12 protein-coding genes are annotated in these 17,183 nt (G+C 43.7%); 4 read left to right on the top strand and 8 right to left on the bottom strand.

Translation table 11 applies throughout. The features are described from left to right. Positions 1-118 precede the first annotated feature (118 nt). The 4 genes from F7D73_RS13060 to F7D73_RS13075 all read left to right on the top strand — a co-directional run bounded on the left by F7D73_RS13060 (position 119) and on the right by F7D73_RS13075 (position 5,234). A complete protein-coding gene (locus F7D73_RS13060; protein WP_153125330.1) occupies positions 119-1,681 on the top strand; it encodes a glycoside hydrolase family 43 protein in 1,563 nt (520 codons plus the stop codon). Between the two features lie 69 nt (positions 1,682-1,750). Beyond that, positions 1,751-2,971 (top strand): MFS transporter, encoded by a 1,221-nt coding sequence (locus tag F7D73_RS13065; RefSeq protein ID WP_153125332.1) that lies wholly within the window; start codon positions 1,751-1,753, stop codon positions 2,969-2,971. A gap of 204 nt (positions 2,972-3,175) precedes the next feature. Continuing rightward, complete coding sequence (locus tag F7D73_RS13070) at positions 3,176-4,189, top strand: class II fructose-bisphosphate aldolase (protein ID WP_022122161.1); 1,014 nt, start codon at positions 3,176-3,178, stop codon at positions 4,187-4,189. Between the two features lie 556 nt (positions 4,190-4,745). Further along, positions 4,746-5,234: a hypothetical protein gene (locus F7D73_RS13075; RefSeq protein WP_153125334.1), complete on the top strand. Its 489-nt coding sequence runs from the start codon at positions 4,746-4,748 to the stop codon at positions 5,232-5,234. A gap of 117 nt (positions 5,235-5,351) precedes the next feature. On the opposite strand, the gene F7D73_RS13080 is transcribed toward F7D73_RS13075, so the two are convergent. The 8 genes from F7D73_RS13080 to F7D73_RS13115 form a co-directional block, all read right to left on the bottom strand. After that, positions 5,352-6,149 (bottom strand): DUF5106 domain-containing protein, encoded by a 798-nt coding sequence (locus F7D73_RS13080; protein WP_153125336.1) that lies wholly within the window; start codon positions 6,147-6,149, stop codon positions 5,352-5,354. Between the two features lie 235 nt (positions 6,150-6,384). Next, complete coding sequence (locus F7D73_RS13085) at positions 6,385-8,193, bottom strand: hypothetical protein (protein WP_153125338.1); 1,809 nt, start codon at positions 8,191-8,193, stop codon at positions 6,385-6,387. A 15-nt stretch (positions 8,194-8,208) separates the two neighbouring features. Then, positions 8,209-10,128 carry a hypothetical protein gene (locus F7D73_RS13090; protein WP_153125340.1) on the bottom strand — a complete coding sequence of 640 codons (1,920 nt, stop codon included), beginning with the start codon at positions 10,126-10,128 and terminating at the stop codon, positions 8,209-8,211. A 24-nt stretch (positions 10,129-10,152) separates the two neighbouring features. Then, positions 10,153-11,898, bottom strand: coding sequence for a hypothetical protein (locus F7D73_RS13095; protein WP_153125342.1), 1,746 nt, complete (start codon positions 11,896-11,898; stop codon positions 10,153-10,155). Between the two features lie 32 nt (positions 11,899-11,930). Beyond that, the gene (locus F7D73_RS13100; protein WP_194256922.1) at positions 11,931-12,965 is read right to left on the bottom strand and encodes a FimB/Mfa2 family fimbrial subunit; all 1,035 of its coding nucleotides are present in this window, start codon (positions 12,963-12,965) and stop codon (positions 11,931-11,933) included. A 402-nt stretch (positions 12,966-13,367) separates the two neighbouring features. Further along, the gene (locus F7D73_RS13105; protein ID WP_153125347.1) at positions 13,368-14,813 is read right to left on the bottom strand and encodes an Mfa1 family fimbria major subunit; all 1,446 of its coding nucleotides are present in this window, start codon (positions 14,811-14,813) and stop codon (positions 13,368-13,370) included. 161 nt (positions 14,814-14,974) lie between these two features. Next, entirely contained in the window at positions 14,975-16,423 is a 1,449-nt protein-coding gene (locus tag F7D73_RS13110; RefSeq protein ID WP_153125349.1) for a DUF3868 domain-containing protein, read from the bottom strand. Positions 16,424-16,456: 33 nt separating this feature from the next. Beyond that, positions 16,457-17,041, bottom strand: a complete 585-nt coding sequence (locus F7D73_RS13115) for a DUF3575 domain-containing protein (protein ID WP_153125351.1) — start codon at positions 17,039-17,041, stop codon at positions 16,457-16,459. Positions 17,042-17,183 lie beyond the last annotated feature (142 nt).

A 17,183-nucleotide genomic window follows, 5' to 3' on the forward strand; every position in this document is an offset into this window, starting at 1 on the left:
GGAGATTGCAATAAGGCACAAAACATTTTTATTTAGCATAAATAATAAAAAACACTAGGATTGTTTGGAAATCTCATCAAAAAGCCTTACCTTTGTTCCCAATTTAAACGAATTCCTTATGAATAGACAAAACCTATTTTTATTTGTATGGATGCTGATGCTGGCATGGCTGCCGGTTTCGGCACAAGAGTATCGTAATCCGGTGATTCCAGGTTATCATCCCGATCCGTCCGTGTGTCGGGTAGGAGATACTTTCTATCTTGTCAACTCATCCTTCCAGTATTTTCCGGGCGTTCCTATCTTCCAGAGCAAGGATATGGTGCATTGGCAGCAGATTGGTAACGTTCTTGATCGTGAAAGCCAGATTCCCTTGAAGGGGGCTAGTTCTTGGCTCGGCATCTATGCCCCAACCATTCGCTATCACGAGGGTACCTATTATATGATAACTACGAATGTGGGCAATGGCGGCAACTTCATTGTTACTGCTACAGATCCTCGTGGCCCCTGGAGCGAACCTGTTTGGTTGAAGCAGCAGGGCATAGACCCGTCGCTCTATTTCGAGAACGGCAAGTGCTATATGGTGAGCAATCCGGGCGATGCCATCTGGCTCTGCGAGATCAATCCAAAGACTGGCGAACAGCTTACAGAAAGCAAGCAACTCTGGCAGGGCGATGGCGGCCGCTATCCGGAAGGTCCACATATTTATAAAAAGGACGGTTATTACTATCTTCTTATCTCAGAAGGTGGAACTGAACTGGCGCATCGTCTTACCATCGCCAGAAGCCGGAATATTGAAGGTCCATACGAGAGTAATCCCAATAATCCGATACTGACCAACTGCAGCAGACTGGGACAGTCGAAGCAGATTCAGGGTACGGGGCATGGCGACTTAGTACAGGCAGGAGATGGCAGCTGGTGGATGGTGTTCCTGGCATACCGCAACTATGGCGGTTCTTATCATCACTTGGGTAGAGAGACCTATCTGGCTCCTGTGGAGTGGAAGGAAGGTGAGTGGCCTGTAGTGAATAGTGGGATGCCTATCGATACTCTAGTGAAGGCTAATACCTTGCCAAGTGTCCTTCTGGAGAAGCATCTGGAAGCGGATGCCGAGGATGCGCCTGCAACAGGAGCTTTCGAATGGGTGCAATTGCAGAATCCTATTCCGGGCAACTATCTCCGCAATGATACGATGGCTGTGGAAGAGAAGTACTTCGTGCGTCTTTATCCTCATGGAACCTTGACGGAAAATCAGCAGCCTACCTTCGTAGGACGCCGACAAGAGAGTGCCAGTTTCTCCCTGGAGACGGATGTTGTCACGAAGGGGGAGGTAGAGGCAGGTCTGTCTGTCTATCAGATCAACGACGGTCATCTCGACTTTTTCGTATCCCAGAAGCAGGTGGCATTGCGTTGCAAGCTGAAGAGCATCGACTATGTGGTGAAGAGCGTGCCTCGCCTGCGCAAGGGTTCGGTCAAGTTGCGCATCAGAAGCAATGGCGAGATGTATTTCTTCGACTATTCGCTTGATGGAAAGCGATTCCATGAGTTGGCTTCCATGAACTGCAGCCTGATGAGTACAGAGGTCGCCGGCGGATTTACGGGCGTAGTTCTCGGCATGTTTGCAGAAGGTAAGGAAAAGAGTGGATATGCAGATTTCGGTTATTTCTACTATGATGAAAAGTAAGGATTATCTTCCGATAGTCTCTTTAAAATGAACAGAAATATCTTTTTAGATGAATAAATAGAAAAGTAAATGTTGACAAAAGAAACAGATTCGAAACAAACAGCTGACAAGAAATATCTTGTCCCTTTCATATTGATAACGTCGCTCTTCTTCTTGTGGGGCTTCGCTCGTGCCATTCTGGATGTGCTGAACAAGCATTTCCAGAATGCTCTGCATATTAGTATTACCCATTCAGCCCTCATTCAGGTTACCACCTATCTGGGTTATTTCCTGATGGCGATACCTGCGGGTATCTTTATTAATAGGTATGGCTATCGCAGGGGTGTAGTCTTTGGATTGTTGCTCTTTGGATTGGGCTCATTGCTTTTTGTCCCAGGAGCAGCAATCGGCAGTTTCTATGCATTTTTACTTTGCCTCTTCATTATCGGCTGTGGATTGGTCTTCCTGGAAACGGCAGCCAATCCATACGTAACGGAATTGGGAGCCAGGGAGACAGCTACCAGCCGCCTGAACCTTTCGCAGTCTTTTAATGGCTTGGGCAGTATCTTCGCTACATTTTGCATCGGTCAGTTTCTTTTCAATAATACCGATGAAGGTGGAAACGTGGCTGTACCTTATGCCATTTTGGGTGTCTTGGTACTCGCTATAGCCGTGGTCTTCTCACGTGTCAGTTTGCCTGAAATCCAGCATGATACAACAGCCGAGGATAAGGCACGGGGAAGTAATATCGGCAAGCTCTTTGCCCATCACAGGATGTTTGTCTTTGGTCTCTTTGCTTTGCTGTGCTATGAGATTGCGGAGATTTCCATCAATTCCTACTTCATTAATTTCGTGACTGGCATGCGTTGGATGACGGATCGTACGGCTTCACTCGTACTCACTTGTGCCTTGGCATTCTTCATGGTAGGTAGATTCCTGGGCAGTTGGGTGATGCGCCACATCAAGGCTACTACGATGCTCTTGATCTGCGCCATCGGCAGCGTAGTGTGTATCGGTTTGGTACTTTGCGATTTAGGTTTCATCTCCTTGGCAGCCTTGGTGGGCAATTATCTCTTCGAGGCAATCATGTTCCCTACCATATTCTCTATTGCCCTCACGGGATTGGGTAATCTGACCAAGAGCGCATCCTCGCTTCTGATGATGACTCCGATAGGTGGCTGCGGCTTCCTGCTGATGGGATTGATAGCTGACCGTACCCATGTGGTGTTACCTTTCGTAGTGCCGTTCATCGGTTTCCTGGTAGTGCTGGCTTATGCAGTAAGAGAGTATAAAATTGCAAAGTGCAATTAGCAATTTGTGAGAACTGGGGTACGCTAAAGGGTATAATTAACTTTTTTAACTCAGTAGAAACGCTAAAAAGTAAGTTAACATTTTGTCGTATCAAAAGAAAAAGGTAAATTTGCAGTCGATTAGGGTTGGAGCCTTATAAGTTCATTTCCCTATTCAATGGAAAAAGAAAGAATGTTTCATTAAAACAATAAAATTAATACAATTATGGCAGTAGATTACAAGAAAATCGGTCTTGTGAACACTAAGGACATGTTCGCAAGAGCTATCAAGGGCGGTTGGGCCGTTCCTGCTTTCAACTTCAACAACTTGGAGCAGCTCCAGGCTATCATCCAGGCTTCTTCTAACTTGAAGTCACCAGTTATCCTCCAGGTATCTAAGGGTGCTCGTAAGTATGCTAACCCTACTTTGCTCCGTTACTTGGCAGAGGGTGCTGTAGAGTATGCTAAGGAGTTGGGTTGCAACCATCCTGAGATCGTTCTCCACCTCGATCACGGTGATAGCTTCGAGACATGTAAGAGCTGTGTAGATTTCGGCTTCTCTTCTGTAATGATCGACGGTTCTGCACTTCCATACGAGGAGAACATTGCATTGACAAAGAAGGTTGTTGACTACGCTCATCAGTTCGGTGTAACTGTAGAGGGTGAGCTCGGTGTCCTCGCTGGTGTTGAGGATGACGTAGTAGCTGAGGAGTCTCACTATACAAAGCCTGAGGAGGTTGTTGATTTCGCTACACGTACAGGTGTTGATTCATTGGCTATCTCTATCGGTACTTCTCACGGTGCTTACAAGTTCAAGCCAGAGCAGTGCACACGTGACCCTAAGACTGGTCACCTCGTTCCTCCTCCATTGGCATTCGACGTATTGGCAGCAGTTGAGGAGCAGCTTCCTGGTTTCCCTATCGTTCTCCACGGTTCTTCTTCAGTTCCTCAGGAGTATGTTGATATCATCAACAAGTTCGGTGGCAAGTTGCCAGATGCAGTTGGTATCCCAGAGGAGCAGTTGACTAAGGCTTCTGAGAGCGCTGTTTGCAAGATCAACATCGACTCTGACTCTCGTCTTGCTTTCACAGCAGGTGTTCGTGAGACATTGGCTCTTCACCCAGAGTACTTCGACCCACGTCAGTACTGCGGTAAGGCTCGTGAGTACATGGTTGACCTCTATAGCCACAAGATCAAGGATGTTCTTCATTCTGACAACAAGTTGGCTAACCTCGACTAATCTTCGAGATTTTACAACAAAAGATATGAGCGGGAATCCGAAAGGGTTCCCGCTTTTTTGTTCTTACTATCTGTTAGACTATTGGACGGTTTTTGTGCAATTGGTAAGTAATAGTAGCGCATTGTGTGCGACAACATTGTTTCTTTTAAACTTTTTAACTAAAAAAACTTGGAATCTATTTGGTTTTTTCCTATATTTGCATTGTCCAAAAAGGAAAATGGTCTCATCTTAAAGGTTTAACGACCAATAGTAAATGATAAGAAAGATAATATATATAAAGGTGAAATAACCTGTGGTAAATGATAATTGATATATTGAAATACACTTATGGTTCAGGCCTGAATTAAAATACCAGAAGAATACGACTTGAAATATAAGAGACTTTTTGGGGGGACAGTTTGTGATGATACTCCAAACATATCATTTGTATAATTGTAGAAGGTGATTTAAACCGGATGGTGTTTGTTTAAGGCATCAGAAGTTTCTTGCCGCAAGGATGGATTTGGAAGATGCCGGGTTTAAATGATAATTATGACAATTAGTAAATGGTATAACTATGAAGAAGATTTTAATGACGGTCATCGCTATGACAATGATGACAATAGGATTTGTAAGTTGCAGTGCATCTGACGATGAATTAGGAGAAGCTGTTAGTCAGGCTACTATTTCTAAAGATAAGTCAGATTTCTCTTTGCTCAGCTACACAATGACTGCGGGCTCTGCGGTAAGCGAGGCTTCCAACAGCAATGCTGAGAACAACGAGAAGTTGGTTTGCAAGATTCTTCCTGCTGGACAGTTAATGCTGACACACAAGAATGTAATCTTCGACGAAGGCACAAATGTAAAGTTTGCAACTCAGTTGGTTGGCAATAAGTTAATCATTACCGAAACAGGTGATTATGGAAAGTCTGGTCAGTATGGTTATTATACACTCGTTGCCAAGGTTGGAATAGTTAAGGATGGTGACTACGTGATTGTAGTAAAGCGAAATGATCACGTACGTGAGGAGTTCTCTTTGAAGTATGACTCTTCTCGCGCAAATTAAGATAATTAATGCAATTACATATTGAGTATTTGATAACACAGAAATATAGTAGTAAATGATAACACTAGTTTATAATACAAATAAGTGTCGCTTCTAACGACCAGTCTAGTTTGCTTTTTATTTTTGCTGCACCGTTTCGATGAGTTGTTCTGGAGTGCAGTCTTTTAATATCACCTTATTCCCTTTATCCAGCAGGTAGATAGTTGGCATAGCCTTGAGCCCGTAAATGGCGCTGATGCGATTATCTGCAACAATTCTTATTACCTGTATGTCTGCAGGGATTTCCTGCTTCTTGAGCCATGCAGACACCTTGTGGCAGTTCTCGCATTCCGGGTCATGGAAATATAGGATAATCTTCTTCTCTTTATACTCACTCAGTTTACAGGTTTTACCGTCTTCTTGTGTAAAACTGAAGTCTATGGCAGTAGTGCCAGGCAGATTCTTTCTGGCTTGCTTCAGCTTGAAGTTGAGTCTTTCCTTTTCTGTTTCGTCAAAGTATGGTGATTCCGCCATATCTTCCAGGAAGAGACTGTAGATTCTGTCATTGCGCATGGGTGATTCCGGATTTTCATAATAATGCTCAATGAGAGTCTCGAATTTTTCCTTGGATGGTTTCTGTATGAAAGCTTTAGCCGTAAAGGCAGCGATGCCCTTCTGGGCAATCTGCTGGTTAAAGCGTGAAAGAATATCAATGAAGTTGACAAAGCCCTGCTCTGCCATTTCCTTATTGCTGAGTTCCAGTGTATCTGCAAAGTTAAAGTTATCCCAATAATGCTCGCTGAGATAAGCAGCACGCAGTTCTACGCTGCGCAAGGTGTCTGGCAGTGTAGGATAAGGAAAACTGTTTTGTGCCTTGGCAGGAGTCAAGGCGCAGGCTATTACTAGATAGCTCAGGAGGATAAATCTTTTGATCATCTTTTCTTTTGCTTTTATTGCTTTCAATCGGTTGCAAAATTACAAAAAATAAATGAATGTGGCAAGGAAAAAGTAATAAAAAAAGTCGCGGAACCATAGAGGGTGAGATCACCTCGGCAACTACAGTTCCAACGACCAGTCTAGTTTATGTCTCCGCAAAATATTTGTTATAGTAAATGATAATTTATTTTATTAATATTCTTGGGGTTATATAAACCTAAACGATATGTCTATTTTAATAAGTAAAAGTATACTCCTTTGCTTGTCCTTGATTGGCATTGTCCATCTTCACGTAGTAGGTAGCATTGCCAGTAGCGTTTTGATGAACGTTTTTCAAGTTCAAAGTATATGTCTTGCCGGCTTCACCAGCCTTGAATACATACCAGCAGTCCCAGGTCTTGTTAAGCTCACTTGTAGAACTGTACTCTATGTCACAGCCCTCAGGAATTACATCGCCCGATGCAAACTTCACGGTTACTGGCAGCAGCTCCTTCGGGTAGTTGGCAGGAACGGTAAACTTAAAGCTGTTTTCGCTTGCCTTTACCTGATAGTCTACCTCGCTGATGCTGTAGAGATGGATGTTTCTGTTCAGTCCATGTTTCGTGTCGATGAGGTGGATGATACCCTGTCGCCAGATTTCATCTACCGTCCCCAGCTGGTAGGTGATGTTACCCGTTCCGGTGTTGGAAGAGGCATTGTAGGTATAGTCAGAAATCTGAGGAGCATCCACCGTCCCGTATGACAGATTCTCAGTCCATAAAGCCTTGAAATCCGTAGGCTGCTTGTTGGCTGCATCATCGCCCTTATAGGTGAATTGGATGGTTTGTTCAGAACCGGAAGCTGCATTGGTGGTCTGATAGGTGCCCTCGTTGATGGAGAGTTCAAAATTACCATCCTTCACTCCCGGAATGTATTGTTCCACTCTAATCCAAGGATTATTGACAGGTGCGCTTTTCAGCGCTTCCTCCAAACTTTCCTTACCATAGCTTTCGTCCAGTTTGTCGATGATGATTTTATATTCGTAATTTCGCTTGATGGCATAAGGAACGTTGTCCTGATCCTGCAAGTATATCAGGTAACATCTTTCGTTGTATTTCAGCAATACTTTTGCCGGATCAGTAGGCAGGTTTCTTTCTTCGAATGCTGCGGTAGGATTATACATCTGTCCTCTATCACCTTTCATCCTTTTGTTACTGATGGCAGGAGTTACATAATCCACGGTCCATTCCCAGTTGCTTCCACCTGTAGTCTTATCGAAGCGCAGGTTGTTACGATCGAAGGGAGCGAGGGTTCCGTATGCCATACCATTCACCACAGTCATCGTCAAGTCCTCGTCTTTGAGGTTTGAATTGGCTGCTTTGGCTTGATCACTCCATCTTGCCGAAATCTTGGCTCTGTCTCTGATGAGATGGATGATGTAATCCTGCTTGGTATTATCCTGGCGGAGATATTCCTTGAGCTTCTCTGGCGAATCTTCCTTGATGTAGCCCCAGTATCGGGTCAGCGCAGCCTGATCCTCACCATACTCTGTCTCGAAGGTGGTCATCAGTATATTCTCGTGCATACCCACCCATTTTGACTGGTTATCCCAGTCGATGGTCTTGTACTGGCTTTCTGTATTTGCTACCAGATGGATACGAGCCGTCTTGTTGGGAATCTGGGCAGAAAAATTTCGAGGGGTGGTTTGTCCATTGTCGTCGATATCTTTGTCGCCGTTTTGTATGATGGTTCCGTTTGCGTCTCTTCTGAAACCTTTGATTTCGCCGAATTCCCCGACTTTTCCAAAACCCACGAACTGACCTTCCTCATCGAAGCAGAACAGCTTGACGCAGTCTTTCCCGATGCCTTCATTCGTAAACAGGGTGCTTCGGGTAGCGTTCTCTTCGAAACTGGGAATGGCTATTCTGAAGCTGGCTTTATAGTAACCTTCTTCTGTTTCACTGGTCGTAGAAGTGTCGTTGTCAACCATAGAATCGGAACAGGCTGTCAACATGGTTGTTAACAGCACTGCTATGATTCCGATATATAATTTTATTTCTTTCATGTCATTCTGCTTCTTTTATTCGATGTCTTGATTCTCGATTTTTTCAATTTCATCCAATTTCAGGTCACGGACACAGCGAACGAACTTGGTATCTTCCTTCTTGTAGCCTGATGTGTTGCCGTCAAGAGTCCAGTAGCATTCACCTGTCATCACTTTTCCGAAAGCATTCTTTGCCTCGTCAATTTTCTGCAAACCCAAGATGACTTTTACTTCGTCTTGAGTTGGAAGGCGCCAGCCGTTCATTTCTACGGCCTCACCCTTTCGGGTCTTTGCGGTTTCTGTATACTTTTTGCAATAATCTCTGGCTGCTTGGTTGCTTTCGTAGAAATTGCCTTTTGCATGATCGTCTTCGCCCACTGTTGAGGCTATGATGAAGGCAGGTGAAACCGTATTGTCTTGTGACATGTTGTTGTTGTCCAATTTTGGCTTGGCAAAGGTATATTGGCTGTAATTATTGTTCCTGGTATTAGCTACCTGAACTGTGTACAGTCGGTTTTTGATATCCTTTGTATGGTCAGATTTAACACTTTCTACATTCAGTGAATATACAGCTGGATATTTCCTTACGAGAACATCCTGGTATTTGCTGTGACCATTATAGTTAAAGCCAATCTTGAACTTACAGTAAACGACGGTGTTGTGCGATGGCTGGCCTCCTGTTTCTATTCTTATCCATCCTCTTTTATTGTCACCTGTATTAGTAGAAAATTTTGCGTCAGCTCCACCAAATTGAACCTCTTGAGTGCTGATTTCTCCGAACCTGTTGATTTCATACCCGTTTTTATCAGAGGTACTACATTCTTCCGCTGCAAACCATTGAATGCTTTCATCCAACGATTTGTCTTTCATATCCAGCTTCGTAGGATATACCACCAGGAAGCTGGCTTTATCTCCCTTCACAAAAGTATCTTCACCCTGGGTCCATTTGGCAATCGCCCATTTCAGATAATCAGTATCTCCGTCGTAATCGATATCCGTATTGGTATCCAGATACTTGATGACGGCATTGACGGTATAGATATAGTTGCGGTCTAACTCCTTGTCACCCTGAGGGTCACGAACCGGTATCTTCAATTCCTTCTGAATATCAGGTTTAGATTTGTCCTTATATTTAAAGTTGACCTTTGCTACAATCTGTGGCATTGTTTCCTGAGTTTCCCATTGGGTGGAATAACTGTAGGTGGTTACCGTGAAGACATCATTCCCCTTCTCATCTTTTGCAGATGCTGCCGTGCTCCAGGTATTGTTGTCTGATATGATAGATGGAGTTGCGGTTTGACCAGCAAAGATGGTAGTATTAGTATTGTAGTTGATGAGTTTCCACTGAACGTCAGAAATATGGTAATCCTTCACCGTAGAAGAGATGTTGAGCTTGATCTTGGCTGCAGCTCTTACCAGTTCTACCAGGATATTCTGTTCTGCCTCTTCTGTAATCTGGTATGAACCATGACTGCTCATCAGAAACAGCTTCTCGCTGTTGTCTGTCGAGTAAGGCTTCCAGATATCCTCGTCCAGCTGGGTAGCATTCTGAAGTTCATTCTGGCTTTTGCCTTGCAGGCTCTGCCTGATGTTGGCAGCTGCATAGAATGCATAACTTTGACCTGGCTGGAGGTTCTGACTCTCCTTCCAGTTGCCGGAAGCCAGTACCTCTGCCTGGTTTTCTGCCGGACTTGTAAACTGCCGGTCGATTCTACAATCCCCATTTGCCGGTTCGAACATTTTAAAGTCAAGAGAAGACAGAGTTTTTTCATGAAGATTCTCTTCTTCCTTCACTCTTGTGGTCTGCAGGTCGTTGACCATAGGAGTGATGCTCAGCTGTTGTGCAGCCGAACCGTTTCCCAGTTCGTCTTCAGCCGAGCATCCTGCCATGAGCCATCCTGCCGTAAGAGCCAAGATGCATTTTGCGAATTTTATGTCTTTATATAACTTCTTCATGATGAATATTGTTTTCTGTTGTCTTTATAATACTTGCTCAAAGTGAATATCCTTACCGGCGAATTTTCCCTCAGTACATCCTTTATATTGGAAACCTGGATTCAGGACGAACTTATCGTTTGGATATTTGGTCAGGAACACCTGCGCCTTTACATTGTGTGGCTTAGCCAGATCCAGTCTGTTTTTCGGAACCACATAGAAGTGAAGTGTTTTCTTCTCACCATTCTGGTTGATGATGAAATCCTCTATCTTGTAGGTTTTTCCTACCGGATTCTTGCCATCATTATTCTGTGTGATTTCGGGATTGTAGTAAGGCGTATCTTCCGGATAGTTGCCATACTCATTACAGATTACGAATCCGAACATCGGATTGTCAGTCTGGAGAATCCATGGCTGACCTTTGGTGTCGATATTCTGGAGTGTAATCATTGGTCCGCGTTTAGGGAAACCGTAATATACCTTGTAGCCCCATTCGGTCTGGTCGCCGTCAGGGATAACTACATTTGTTGATGCATCGATGAAATCATACGTTCCTCCATCCTGCCATTCCTGGATACTAGGTGTAACGGTGAGTTTACCCATCTGTCCGTTGAGGAAATAGCCATAAACTACCATCTCCCTGTTTCTGATGGCATTTCCGTCAGAAGGAATATGGAAGGTTTCGCTCTTTTCTGTAGCTCCGCCATCTAATGAATAGTATATGGTGCCTCGGATGGCTTTGTTGGTCTCACGGAGATAGCAGAGATCATGAGATATGATTCCTTCCTTATCAAAAGCATCCAGATATTCTTGGGCTGTCTGATTGCTCTTCCTGATGAATTCCATAGGATCAGCCACCTCCCTGATATCTTTGTTCTCTACACCAGCCAGATTCAGAGTGGTTGGTACATAAGTTGTACCTGCGTTGTTGTATTTCTGACTAGTAACGTCCTGGTTGTAACCGTTCTCATCATATTCTGCCTCATCGGGGAAAACATAGCTGGCAGTAGGGATGGTATTGCCTTCTACTTCAATTCTTGTTACCTTTACCTGACTGGTATTGGCATCAGAACCCGATTTGCGGGCAAAGTAAAAATGGAGCTTGGAAACAGCGCGAACCAGAGGAATCTTGATTCCTTTGGTCTTTGCCTCTGCTTCGGTTGTTCCAACATGATTCTCTACAGAAATGTTGGTGATGGCACGAGAGATAGGGAGACCTGTTTCTGGAACTTCTGTGTTCTGTGGATTACCATTATCTTGAATACCAAAAGTTGTGTCAAAGCAGATATTCTGCAACTCCTTGCGGGTGATGCTGCTGAACTCCTTACTACTCAACTTGTCTTGTATGTTGGTACTTTCTGAATTAGCCAGGATGTAGAGGTCGATATTTTCCACCTCTTTACCTGCTATCTTTCTTAAGAAACGTAGCTGCAAATTGTAGCTGCCATTAATATCTTTCAATGCTTCTTCCTTATATGCGATAGGATTGGCATCTTCGTTTGTGCCAGATTGAAACACCCACACCTTGATGCTGTGAATGTCGCTCTCTGAGTTTGGGTCAGCTTTACTTTCATTGTCTGCGAGCATACCTTCCGTATGGCTTTCTCCAACTCTGGTGCCAGTAGCTGAATGGCTGGAGAAGCTGAGGCTCAGATAGGCATTGTCGCTTAGAGCTGTCTCTGTATTTTCGTTCTCTGAGCAAGATGCCATTGCGCCTACCATGAGCAAAGCAGCGAGTGCCGTACAAATCTGGCGGGTCATCTTGGTCAAAGTTGTTCTATAGCTAGTCATCTTTTCTTTCTTTTACTTATACTTATCTTTTCTTATTTTCCCAGGTCGGTATTCTGTAGGTTCAGAACCCAGTTGTTTACCTTGATTCTTGCATCCATGCTGTAGTTGGAGCTTGGTGCAGGTACGTAGAACACCAGGGTGTAGTGGTCCTGGCGGTCCAGATATTGCTGGTCGGTCCAGTCTTTGCCGTAGCGGTCGCTCGCACAGAGTGAGAGAAACCAAGGCAGGGAGTGGTTGAAGATAACCTTGCCAGTTCGCTTGTCTGTGATGACGATGCGTTTGTCGTCATAATCATTGGTTCCAATAGCCCCACGGCTCTTGTTGTCGTCTTTGGTCTCAAACATACGGGATGATGAGAGGTCGTAAACCAAAGCTTTTTCTACGATTTCGCCTTCCACCTCTGTCTTGCCACTGTGGTTTTCTACCAGTTTCTTGTCGAATGGCAGATATGTGATTGACTTTGGTTTTACCTTGTCGCCCTTATAGTCGAGGAGGGCAGCAGAACCTTTTATCTCTACATCGAAGTTTTCTGCGGTAAAGCCTTTCTGGTCGGGTTCGAATGGAAGCATCACCACTCGGTATGTTTTGGTACACTTCATCAGACTCAGTTTGCCCTGTGCATCGTTTGTGCCATCGAAGCTGACGGTATCCTGGGCTGTATAGAGAGCTGTAAACTGCTTGTCGTTGACCGAAGCATCACCGTTCTTCTTACCCATTTCCTCTTGCAGATCGTCGATGGTAGAAATACCAGGAGTAAGCTGTGTGAATGTAAACTCAGTCTCATCGTCGTCAGCTCTGGTACCGGCAAGTGCAGGCTGCTTGTCACGAGCCAGGCAGACGAAGGTGTACTTGCCCTTCTGTAGGTCTGTGATTTCCATCTGATGACCTAACTCAAACTTGTCTGCTGACTCTGTATAGGTATCAACGAATTTGCCGTTCTTGTCGAACACATAAACGTTGAGGTTCTTCACCTCTGCAGAGAATGCATCGGCTTCCTTAACATTGTAAGTGTAGTCAAATTTGAGTGACAACTTTGGGGTAGGACAGCCCGTTAGATCGTCCTTCATGCATGATGAAAGCGATGACAGAACAATGGCTGAGATACAAACCATTTTGCAACAGTTTTTGATGAAATGTGTCATATCGTCTGATATATTATGAATTCTTTTACTTATATATGTTGTGTGCCTTGTGACTCACGGCAGTTTGTCTTCCGGCATCTTATTTTTCTACTTAAGAGGTGCTTAAAAGCACAATAGGGGCTCCCGTCGTTTCACCTTATTATATATATAGAAGCAATCATAGAGTTCTTCCTTCAGTTCTGCGACGGCTATATTTTTCCTAGATGATTGTTATTTGGTAATCTCTCGGAGATGATTTCCATCCCCGAGAGATTGATAGAATTATTTTATGCGTATAACTTCCTGTAAAGAATGTATGTTCTTTAGCTTGTGATACTTTGGTGCTGATTACTGCAAATCAACATCCTGGTTGTTGAGAACCCAAGGGTTAACAGAAACCTCAACATCGAGATAGTACAATGTACGGTCATCTGGACCACCATTAGGAACCTGGGCACCAACATTAAATATGTTCTTTACCTTTAACAGGTAGATGCTGTTACGCTGAATAGTATTCTCTACACCGAGGTACTGATCCTTGATCTTCTGAACATAGTATGTCTTACCGTTGTTGAAGACCTCAATATCATACTTCTTGCGGAATTCATCCAACTTAGCCTCTGGATCTGTTGTGTCTTCTTTAGCTGCTTTCAATTCAGCAATAACTGTGGCTGCGTCCTTACCATCAAAGATAGCCTTTTGGTCTTGGTAAGCGTTGATGATGTCCTGGATGTTGCTATAGATGACCTTGTTGTAACGATAGAATGTACCATCAGGGAAATCAGCCTTGTTCTTATAGACATCATTGAGAGTTACTGTGTACTCGAAGTACATAGAAGTTGCATCATCAGAGTTGTTCTCGAAGACATAGTCCTTATGTGACTTATCTGTTGTTACTGCATTAAAGTAGCCATAGTTCTGGAGCAAAGTCTTTGTACCGAACTCAGATGTTGGCTGAAAGTAAGTGATACCGGTTGGAATTGAAAGGTTTGTGCATTTTGCATCAGCCCACTGCTGCATAACATTTGTCTTGTTGGCAACATTTGAAATAGCATAACTAGTTAATGCTACGCTGCTTACAGCCCTGATAGCATCTTCGTTTGCTTTCTTTTCAGCTTCTGTAACTTCTGCATCCTTAGCATAAGCCTTGATGGCTGTTGCCTCAGATGTTGGCTCGTCAATACGTGCGGTAAGACGATCAATCTTGATGATGTCGCTAACCTTTGCTGCAGTATTTGCATCCTTGTTGTCTGATGTGAAAACAACAGTATGGCTGTTTGCCTTTACCTCTGCATCGTTCTCATTAAACATGGCGAACTTGTTAGCTGCAGAGTATTCCTTGGCAAATTTATTTTCAACTTCAGAAGTATAGATGCCATTAAGTGGTGATGCACTTGTCGCGTTAGCCAAGAAATATACGCTGTATTTGGTACCTGCAGTTACATCTTCAACAGGAATCTGAAGTGTTGTCTTACCATCGTTACCTTGTTGAGGGATTTTAGCATCTGCCCATGCCTTCGCGTCAATTGGGATCGATTTTGCAATCTTACCATTTGCTTCAACCAGATAGAATGTACCACTTGTTACATAAGATTCCTCTTTTGAAGCTTCACGAGGATTCTTCTGTGCAGTTCTTGTACCATTGCTGGTAGGAGTCTGAACGGTCAAAGTCATGTAGAACTTGTCTACCTTGTTCTGGCTGTTACTAGCCAAATCCTCACTGTCGCTGCAGCTTGTGAAAGACAAAGCTGCGGCTGAAACTAAGCTCATTACGAGCAAATTAACTTTTTTCATAATCTTTTACTTGTTAATTTGTTAAAACGTTATTAATATTTTGTTCTTATTTATTTCCTAAAAATGTTTCGCATACAAATGGTTGGGTTCTGTTTTTAAACCAATAACAATCCTTATTATCTATAACTTATATCTTTTTATGAACAAATCTGATAGTATGCTTACAAGTTTGGAAGAATCTTTTCCAAGTTTTCTTGTGCGCCCTTGAGACCTGCAGCAGAAGCTTTCTCAAAGAAAGTCTTTGCCGTCTCATAATCCTCATTCATGACTGCAAGACAACCACGGGCATTATCTGCTTCAGCACCGTTGCCTGCCTTCTTGAGATATTTCTCTGCGCTGACCTTGTCACCACGTTCGATGGCAGCATAGGCAGCATTTAGGTTGGCAAGCTTATCTTCCGGATACATTCTTACGGCAACATCGAAGACATTGTTGAATTCATCGCTGCCCTTAGGATAACTCTGTGCCACCATATACATCTCCTGCAGCGAAAGCTTCTGAGGACGTGTCTTGATGACCTTGCGAGCTTCTTCCAGATTGAAGGCCTTTACATCATACTTGATGGTGTAGTCCGTACGGCGCAGTCCTGGCCATACATTCTTCACAAGATAGCGGAAACCTTCTCCTGCTTTTGAAGCGATAGCCTTTTCTGTTTCGTCAGGAGTCAGGTTGCTGTTCATGATGCTCAACACTTGCTCTTTGGCTGGCATGTCATGGTTTTCTACAAAAATTCTGGTTCCTTCCCAATCCTCAGCTGTGCTTGTTATCGCAAACAGTTTTTGATCAATAGGATAGGTCTTCAACAGATAATTCCTGAGAGCCTGTGTACGGTTGTGCGCCAGTTTCTCGTTGTTGGCGTATCTTCCGTCTGGTGAAGCATAGCCGTGGAGAATAATAGATGTAATTGTAACATCCGGATCATTCTTGACGAGATCGATCGTCTTGCGGATAGTTTCAAGCTCAGAGGCATTGTTGCCCAAGTCGTAAACGATATCCCATTTGTTGATAGGGAAGTTCAGTTTTGCTGAACCGTTTTCCTGTCTTCTCTTGATAGGCTCTGCCTTTGGCTCTATATAGGCATGATAGAGTTTATCTGGGGTAGAGAGTGCATTGCCCAAGGAGTTGAGGATGCCTTCGTCCAACAGTGTCTGGTTACAACCGCAGGCGTCGTGAGCCACGAGCATCTGCGAGTTCTTCATCCAGCTGCTGTAAGGAACGGTGTAAGCGTAGTGGATGGTTTGTGGCTTCTTGTTGTTGCGCTGTGCCACAACGAGTGGGTTTGGGGTTGCTGTTTGCTGGTTGCGCAGATAGTAGATGTATCTTTTGCGTCCCATCACTTCTACCGCCGGCATCTTCAGCGTATCCTCTCCACTGACAATCATCGGTGTATAAACCAATCCCTTGTTGCTGCCAAGCATCACCTTGTCAAGGTTGAGGTCCATCTGTACACTAACCTTGTTGCCTTTTTTCTTGATTACCTTATTGATTACCTGGATATTCTTGCCTTCCTGAATCTCATTTGCGCTTCTGTTGTCTGCTGAGGCAGGCAAAGCAAGCATCAGCATGAAGGCTCCGAGTAAGTTTTCTGTTATCTGATATGAAATCTTCATAGGTACTTTCCTTTAAATGTTCTATTGTTGAATTTAGAAAACATACACTAAGTTGAGTGCGGCTTTGGTTGGTCCCACGTAATGATGGGTCTTGTCATCCTCCAACTTTTCTCCGCAACTGGCACATTCAAACTTGTCAGATTTACTGTAAGTATATCCAACGCCAAGTTCTGCTTCGAGGTTCCAGTGCTTGGACAGCACCCAGGAATATCCGTAAGCAACGCCAGCTCCCACAAACCATCCTTCATACCGATAATCTTTCAGCTTGGAAAAGTCCGTGCCCAGAAACTTAAAGTCTGCATTGACGTTACCTATATTATAGGAACCAGCAATGGTATGGAATCCTATAAAATGTCCCATCATCTTATTACAGAACCAATATCTCGCCTCAGGTTGTACTAACCAATGTTTCCATTTCTTATTATTAGAATAGGTCCAAGGATTGTAATTGGCAGAGACGTCAAGGGTCCATTTGGGTGATAGCCCAAATTCTGTTCCAAGATTGATGGTGCTTGTTGCATCATACAGCAGATTGGTCTTTACGGCCACCTTTTGTGCCATGGCTGGGCTTATGAAGCCGATGAAAGCCAACAGCACAAATAAAATCCTTTTATTCATGATTTCTTAGTTAAAACTTAATAATATTATGGGCGACTTTTCATCACCTTTTACTCATTTACTTTTACTTACACTTAAAATTTGGATCACTGCTGTCCCGTTTAGAAATCATCGGGCCTGAAAAGGCTAGGATATAGCCAAT

The organism is Segatella copri (assembly GCF_009494395.1).
Lineage (GTDB): Bacteria > Bacteroidota > Bacteroidia > Bacteroidales > Bacteroidaceae > Prevotella.